This window comes from Streptococcus lactarius (assembly GCF_016642265.1).
In the GTDB taxonomy this organism is placed as follows: Bacteria; Bacillota; Bacilli; order Lactobacillales; family Streptococcaceae; genus Streptococcus; species Streptococcus lactarius.
The window spans coordinates 89,081-96,062 of the sequence record NZ_MRXX01000003.1 but is presented as its reverse complement, the minus strand read 5'-3'; the positions used below and the strand labels follow the sequence as shown (position 1 = coordinate 96,062).

The window sequence follows — 6,982 nt, the reverse complement described above, 5'->3', positions numbered from 1 at the left end:
TTTCTGTCCCACTCTCTCTTTCATTGATTACAAGGCTGTGATGGCTGCGATCAAACCAAAGATAATCCCTGGGATATTTGCGACGACGATAGGGAGATCGCGCTCTTTTTTGAAGAGGCCGTAGTAAACCCAAAGGCTACAGTTGATGGCTGCGACAAGCGGTTGGAGGAAGTTCCCCTTGTGACCAGCGAGGTTGTCCATGATTTGTGGGAAGTAAGACACATACATCATGATACACATGATCGTTGCAACCCAACCGAGAATTTTCGTCTGTTTTTCACTCATTTTCAAAGTACCCGTTTCCTAATGTTTGTTTAAGTAGCCCTATTCTACAATTTATTACGCCTAATTTCAAGTTTTTTCAGTGATTTGCTTATCTAAAAGGATTTTGCAAAAAAAGCCCGCCATAAGCGAGCTTCTCTTTTCTTAAATCTGCACAATCTTGCGATAACTCCGAGAGGTGATCCAAAAGACGATCAGGTAGGTGATGAGAAAGACAGCACAGACGCTGAGGGTCACGATGAGGACTTGGCCACTATTGATGACACCAAGGACTTTGAGGATCAGGCGGATCATATGGTAGGCAAAGGCCAGGTGGACAAAGGCAAAGATGAGAGGGAGGAAGAAGACGGTCCGCACTTGACGGTTGATGGTCCGTTTGACCTCATCTTCATCAAGCCCCACCTGTTGGAGGATGACAAAACGGTCACGGTCTTCATAGCCTTCTGAGATTTGCTTGTAGTAGATGACGATGACGGTTCCGACCATAAAGATCAGTGACAAGAAAATCCCGATAAAGAAGATGCCACCAAAGAGGCTATTGATCTCTGCAACATCATTGGCACGGTTCCCTCCATAGATATACGTTCCTTGGCCTTGTTGGCTGCTCAATTCATCGATTAGCTTGTCATAACTAGCTGCTAGCTTGAGCTGCTGCTCTTCACCGACATTGACATTGATGCCACCGTAGATATTGGTATAGATGGCAAGATTTGGAAACCGGGCGACAAAGGCTGAGAGGTCTGGCACGATCAGGTAATTGAAATCCTCCGTCAGCATATTAAACTGATTTGGAACATGATCGGTGATAAAATCTTTGCTCACTTCTTCCTTGACTTGGAAGTCTTGCCCATTGATAGTGAACTGCTTTTGACCTGTCAGAGCCTTGTTATGAGCAAAGAGGACGACTTGGTTGCCGGTCAGATCGACCTTTTCTCCGGTCATTTGCTCATAGCTAGCTGCATCAAAGACCATAAAGACAGTTTTAGGAGTGACGCCGCGTTCATCAGCTGGATAGACGGTGAAGTCTGTACCCTTTTGTGATTTGACCCCAAAGTTGGCATAGCTCATCAGGTCGCGATTTTTGATCTCAAGATGGTGCTCAGAGGCAAATTCATCAAATTTCTGATTGATTTGCTCCAGGTCTACCCCTTTCCCTTGAACAGAGAAATCATGAGGAGCGATGATTTTCTTGAACATTTCGCCACCGACATAGATGTTGGTGGCAGCAGAGATCGTCACCAGCACCATGGTCGAGAGGATGGCAATGGTCGCAAGACCCACCGCATTTTTCTTCATACGATAGATGAGGTTAGAGACCGAGATCATATTGTTGGGTTGGTAATAATAACCCTTCTTTTTCTTAAGCAGGTGCAAGAAGACGGTGATCCCAGCATTAAAGAGTAAGTAGGTCCCGATCATAACCAGGATAACCGCTAGAAAGAAGGTCACAAGCGCAATGATGGGGTCTTTGACGGACAAAGCTAGGTAGTAGCCAAAACCGAGAGAGGCTAAGCCCAGGATGGTTTGGGGCCACAAAAAGCGAGCTTTCTTTTCACCACTGGCCTTTTCACGCGTCAATTGCAGAGCATTCAAACGGAGAATCCGCCAAGCGTTGAGAAGGACCAAAAGGGCAAAGATGAGACCAAAGGTAACAAAGACCAAGACGACAATCCCAGGTTGGAAGGTGGATACTAGCTGGACCTTCATCTTCATGAGTTTCAAGAGAAAGGCAAAGATCAGCTTGTCAAAGAGAGCTCCGATCAAGACACCGGCCGAGATGGTTAGAAAGCCAAAAATCAAGAGCTCCTTGAAGATCATGCTGATGAGATGGCGTTTCTCAAGGCCTAGCATGCTGTAGATTCCCAGCTCCTTGGAGCGGTTTTTCATGACGAAGCTATTGGCATAGAGCACGATGATAGCCCCCGCCGCATTGACCACGAAGAATCCCAAGCTGAGAGTGAACACTATAGAAGAGCCCCCTCGAAGCTCGTGAATGTGGGGATTAAAGGTCAGGGAGTCAAAGAGGTAGGCGATGGTCACTGCGAGAATGACCGCGATCGCAAAGGGATAATAGAGCTTGCGGTTCTTGATGAGATTAGAACAAGCCAATTTAGTGGTTAATCGTAACATCTATTCCACCTCACTTGCCATGACCGTCAAGGTATCCGAGATTTCTTGGAACATCTGACGCTCTGTTTTTTCTCCACGGAAGATCTGGTTGTAAAGGATCCCGTCCTTGATAAAGAGCACGCGCTTGGCCCGAGCAGCCGCTGCGGTTGAATGGGTCACCATGAGGATAGTTTGCCCCATGCTATTGATATCTTCAAAGACGTCGAGCAAAGCTGCCGAAGATTTGGAATCCAGCGCCCCTGTTGGCTCATCAGCAAGGAGAATTTCAGGTGAGGTGATGATGGCCCGTGCTACGGCTACCCGTTGCTTTTGCCCACCAGAGATTTCGTAAGGGTATTTTTCAAGAAGTTGGTGGATGCCCAACTCCCGACTCACGCTATCGACCTTGCTCATCATTTCCTTGACTGGTCTGCGAGAAAGGACGAGAGGCAAGAGGATATTGTCCTTGACAGACAAGGTATCAAGCAGGTTGAAATCTTGAAAGACAAAACCTAGTTTTTCCCGACGGAAGCTCGAAGCATCCTTGTTCTTGATGGTGGAGGTATCGGTGCCATTGAGGTAGACCCGCCCTTCGGTTGGCTGGTCCAGCATGGCTAGGATATTGAGGAGGGTGGATTTCCCAGATCCTGATTCCCCCATGATGGCGACATATTCGCCCTTCTCAACAGTGAAGTGAATATCTTTCAAGGCTTCAACCTGAGTTCCTTGAAAGCGGGTTTTGTAGATCTTTTTGATATGTTGAACATCTAGTAATGACATACTTTTCTCCTTTTACTAGTAGATCAAGAAAAATTCTTGGGTTTGGTGCAGGACTTGGAGACCAAATTCCGTCTTTTCTAGATCGGTTTGGTTATTTGGTTTCTCAGTCTTTTTGAGTTGTTTCATCCATTTCAAGAGTTTCATTTTCTTGACCTCCTTCATTTGATGAGACTATTGTACAAAAAATAAAAGGCGGCTACCATAACCTAACCTTTCATTTTGACATTTATTTCTTACATTTTTGTAAGATGGGGAATCTTAATCCATAACCAACTTCTTTTCTTCAAAGTGAATGGCAACGGTCGTGCCTTGGCCAACCTCTGAGTGGAGGCTAATCTTGTGACCCAATTGCTCTGCGATTTTCTTAGACAGATAAAGCCCCAGCCCTGAGGATTGCTGGGTCATGTGGCCATTGTAACCGGAGAAGCCCCTCTCAAATACTCGGAGAACATCGCTATTTTTGATCCCAATCCCGCTGTCTTTTATATAGAGGGTCTGGTCTTTGAAATAGATCTCAATGCCACCTGTGCTGGTGTACTTTAGGCTATTGGACAAGAGCTGCTCGATGATGACCAAGAGCCACTTGCGATCGGTAATGACGGCAACATCCAAATCATGCAGGTTCACTGTCAAGTTCTTTTGGATAAAAAAGAGGGCATATTTGCGGACCACTTCTTTGACCAAGTCCTCTAGTGACACGCGCTTTAAGACCAGATCATCATGAAAACTCTCCAGTCGCAGGTACTGCAAGACCAGATTGGCATAGGAGTCAATCTTGAAAAGCTCCTGCTCCATCTGCTGCTTGAGCGTTGGCGTCTCGACATCTTGGACCAAAAGCTGGCTAGCCGCAATGGGCGTCTTGATCTGGTGAACCCAGAGGGTATAGTAATCCATCAGGTCATTGAACTTGGCCTGGGCTGTCTTTCCTTCCTCCAGGCGTGCCTGCTGTTCTTCCGTGTACTTTTCATAAAGGAGGTGTTCTAGTGGTGAGGCAACCTCTATTTCCTCATAAAGTGCGGCTTTACGATAGTCTTGAAAAGTCATGACAAAATCCCAGATCAAGATACAGAAGGCAAAAAAGCCTAGCACTAGGGTCGCATAGAAGAAAACAGTCCCTGTCTCTGGAAAGAGATAGGCAAAGACCAAATCGACGATCAAAAAGATAAGCACTAGATAGAGCAAGCGCCTGCGGGATACCACATACTGCCAGAAGATCTTTCCAAATTTATTCATGAGCCAACCCGTAACCGATGCCTTTCTTGGTTTCGATGAAGTTTGACAAGCCAGCCTCTTCTAACTTCTTGCGAAGGCGGGCCACATTGACAGACAAGGTATTGTCATCAATAAAGAAGTCGCTATTCCAGAGCTCCTTCATCATATCATCGCGCGCCACGATGCTGCCCGCATGCTCAAAGAGGACGCGCAGGATCTGAAATTCATTCTTAGTCAGCTTGATGACTTCCCCTTCATACACCAAGTCCGTGGATTTGAGATTAAGGATAGCTCCTTGGTGCTCCAGCAGATTTTGATCTGTCCCAAATTCGTAGGAGCGGCGCAAGAGACCTTGGACCTTGGCAAGGAGGACATTTTGGTCAAAAGGCTTGGTGACAAAGTCGTCTCCACCCATATTGATGGCCATAACAATATCCATGGCTTGATCCCGTGAAGAAAGAAACATGATCGGAACCTTTGAAACCTTACGAATCTCCTGGCACCAGTGGTAGCCATTGTAGAGAGGCAGGCCAATATCCATGAGGATCAAGTGAGGGTCACTTTCGACAAAGATCCCGAGGACATCCATAAAATCCTCTACTGCGACCACTTCATAGCCCCATTGTTCCAATAATTGTTTGACCTGTTGGCGAATAATTTCATCGTCTTCCACTAAGAGAATTTTATGCATGGCTTTCTTTCCTTCTTTTTTCTTATTCCTATTATAACAGATTAAGCAGCAGAGAAAAAGATCAAGCGCAGCCTTCTTATCAGAGGGGCCTTTTTCTAGTCCCATTTTTGTGCTATACTGATAAAAATACCACACGGGAGGCACAGATGTCGACGATTTTTGAATACCTAAAAGAAGTGACCTACGATTCCATATATGACCGCCCTTTCAATGAACTGGATGTCCTCGCTTTGACAGAGCTGGCCTATCTGCCCTTTGGACACATTGTGCCTCAAGGAGATACAACAGGGATTCCAGTGCGCCTGTCTGATGCGATGGAACTGATCGATCGGACCACCGATTTCATCGTGAGTAACCAACACCTGCAATTAGTCGATGAATTGGCTAGTTCAAAGCGCTTTAAGAACATCAAACTCCTCAACTATGTCGATGAGTACGATCCCGATGTCCAAAAACAGTTTGCGGCCATGACCTATCGGCTCACCTTAGATACGTATTTGGTCGTGTTTCGAGGGACGGATGACACCTTGATCGGCTGGAAGGAAGACTTCCACATGACCTATATGGACCATGTTCCAGCTCAGAAGCGCGCAGCCAGCTACCTTCAACATGTCATGAAAGAATTTCCAAAAGGACGTTTCTTGGTAGCCGGTCACTCCAAAGGAGGGAATCTTGCGACCTATGCCTGCTCTTATCTACCTGATTCCTTGTTTGAACGGGTCGACGCCATCTACAGCTACGATGCCCCTGGCCTCAACAAGGCCATTATCGAAACAGAAGGCTACCAACGCACGTCTCCAAACATTCGTCGCTTTGTCCCTCAAGGATCCATCGTTGGCATGATGTTGGAAGTGCCAGAACCGACGACCATTGTCAAAAGTCGCGCCTTGGGTGGCTTTGCCCAGCACGACGCCTTTACTTGGGAAATCAAGGACTACAGCTTTGTGACCGTTTCTGAAACCAGTCCCGATAGCCAGCAGACCGATCTGACCTTTAAGCAATGGGTTCGCGAAACATCGGCAGAGGAGCGCAAGAAGTTTTTTGACACCTTTTTTGGCATTTTTCTGGATGCCGGCATCACTTCCATCAATGATTTAACCGATCTCAAGCAGCTAGCCAAGGCCAAAGAAATCCTCCAAAATGCCCAGGATCTGGATCCAACTGAGCGAGAAATGTTGGAACGCTTAGCCAAGCAGCTGATCGACACCCGCTTTCAAGCCTGGAAAAAATGGCAGACGGTGCCTCGTATCCTGTTTCAAATGGCCGCATTTTTCAAGCGAAAAAAAACAATCGAGACCACCTCGCCACTGCTCCTAGAGCACAAGGAGTGAGACCCAGAAGCTAGTTGATGCCTTCCGGCAAGATTTCCTATTGACCTGGCTAAGCTGGTCTGCTACAATAACATCATGTATATTCAATCTACCAGAGATACCCATTCCAATGTTTACCAAGACGCTGTCACTATTCGATTCAAGGTTTTTGTGCAGGGCCAAGGGGTTCCCGCTGCTATCGAAATCGATCAGAATGAAAGTCATTGTATCCACTTTGTGCTCTATAATGAAGCGCATCAGGCTGTCGCAACGATTCGCCTGCTCCCAGATTCAGAATCAAATCAGGTGACCCTCCAGCGGATGGCTGTACTTGATGACTATCGAGAAAAAGGCATAGGTAGTTTGCTCCTTCAAGAAGCAGAAAAAGTCGCTCAAGAACAGAGTTTCCACTCAATCACCCTCCACGCCCAGTTAGGAGCCCTCGATTTTTATCTCAAAAATGGCTACAAAACAGTCGGTCCCGTCTTTGAAGAAGCCGGTATCCAACACATCACAGCCGAGAAGTTCTTTTTAAAAAATAATTGAGAGGCTGGGACAAAAATCCTAGCCTCTCAATTATTTTTGGATTATCAAGCAA

Annotated in this window: 8 protein-coding genes; 2 read left to right on the top strand and 6 right to left on the bottom strand. The window is 46.4% G+C overall.

The window, feature by feature from the left end:
• Positions 1-27: 27 nt before the first annotated feature.
• From BTU61_RS02635 to BTU61_RS02615, 6 genes are all read right to left on the bottom strand, one after another.
• On the bottom strand, positions 28-285 hold the full coding sequence (locus BTU61_RS02635) for a SemiSWEET family transporter (RefSeq protein ID WP_200772221.1): 258 nt from the start codon (positions 283-285) through the stop codon (positions 28-30).
• A 141-nt stretch (positions 286-426) separates the two neighbouring features.
• Complete coding sequence (locus tag BTU61_RS02630; protein WP_200772220.1) at positions 427-2,412, bottom strand: FtsX-like permease family protein; 1,986 nt, start codon at positions 2,410-2,412, stop codon at positions 427-429.
• Positions 2,413-3,171 (bottom strand): ABC transporter ATP-binding protein, encoded by a 759-nt coding sequence (locus tag BTU61_RS02625; RefSeq protein WP_004219620.1) that lies wholly within the window; start codon positions 3,169-3,171, stop codon positions 2,413-2,415.
• Between the two features lie 15 nt (positions 3,172-3,186).
• Positions 3,187-3,315 carry a hypothetical protein gene (locus BTU61_RS10305; RefSeq protein ID WP_267910309.1) on the bottom strand — a complete coding sequence of 43 codons (129 nt, stop codon included), beginning with the start codon at positions 3,313-3,315 and terminating at the stop codon, positions 3,187-3,189.
• 114 nt (positions 3,316-3,429) lie between these two features.
• A complete protein-coding gene (locus BTU61_RS02620) occupies positions 3,430-4,404 on the bottom strand; it encodes a sensor histidine kinase (RefSeq protein WP_200772219.1) in 975 nt (324 codons plus the stop codon).
• On the bottom strand, positions 4,397-5,074 hold the full coding sequence (locus BTU61_RS02615) for a response regulator transcription factor (RefSeq protein ID WP_200772218.1): 678 nt from the start codon (positions 5,072-5,074) through the stop codon (positions 4,397-4,399). The genes BTU61_RS02620 and BTU61_RS02615 overlap by 8 nt, the downstream gene beginning before the upstream one ends.
• Positions 5,075-5,220: 146 nt before the next feature.
• Here BTU61_RS02615 and BTU61_RS02610 point away from each other — a divergent pair, with 146 nt between their 5' ends.
• Positions 5,221-6,405 (top strand): DUF2974 domain-containing protein, encoded by a 1,185-nt coding sequence (locus tag BTU61_RS02610; RefSeq protein ID WP_200772217.1) that lies wholly within the window; start codon positions 5,221-5,223, stop codon positions 6,403-6,405.
• A 75-nt stretch (positions 6,406-6,480) separates the two neighbouring features.
• A complete protein-coding gene (locus tag BTU61_RS02605; RefSeq protein WP_200772216.1) occupies positions 6,481-6,930 on the top strand; it encodes a GNAT family N-acetyltransferase in 450 nt (149 codons plus the stop codon).
• Positions 6,931-6,982: the final 52 nt, after the last annotated feature.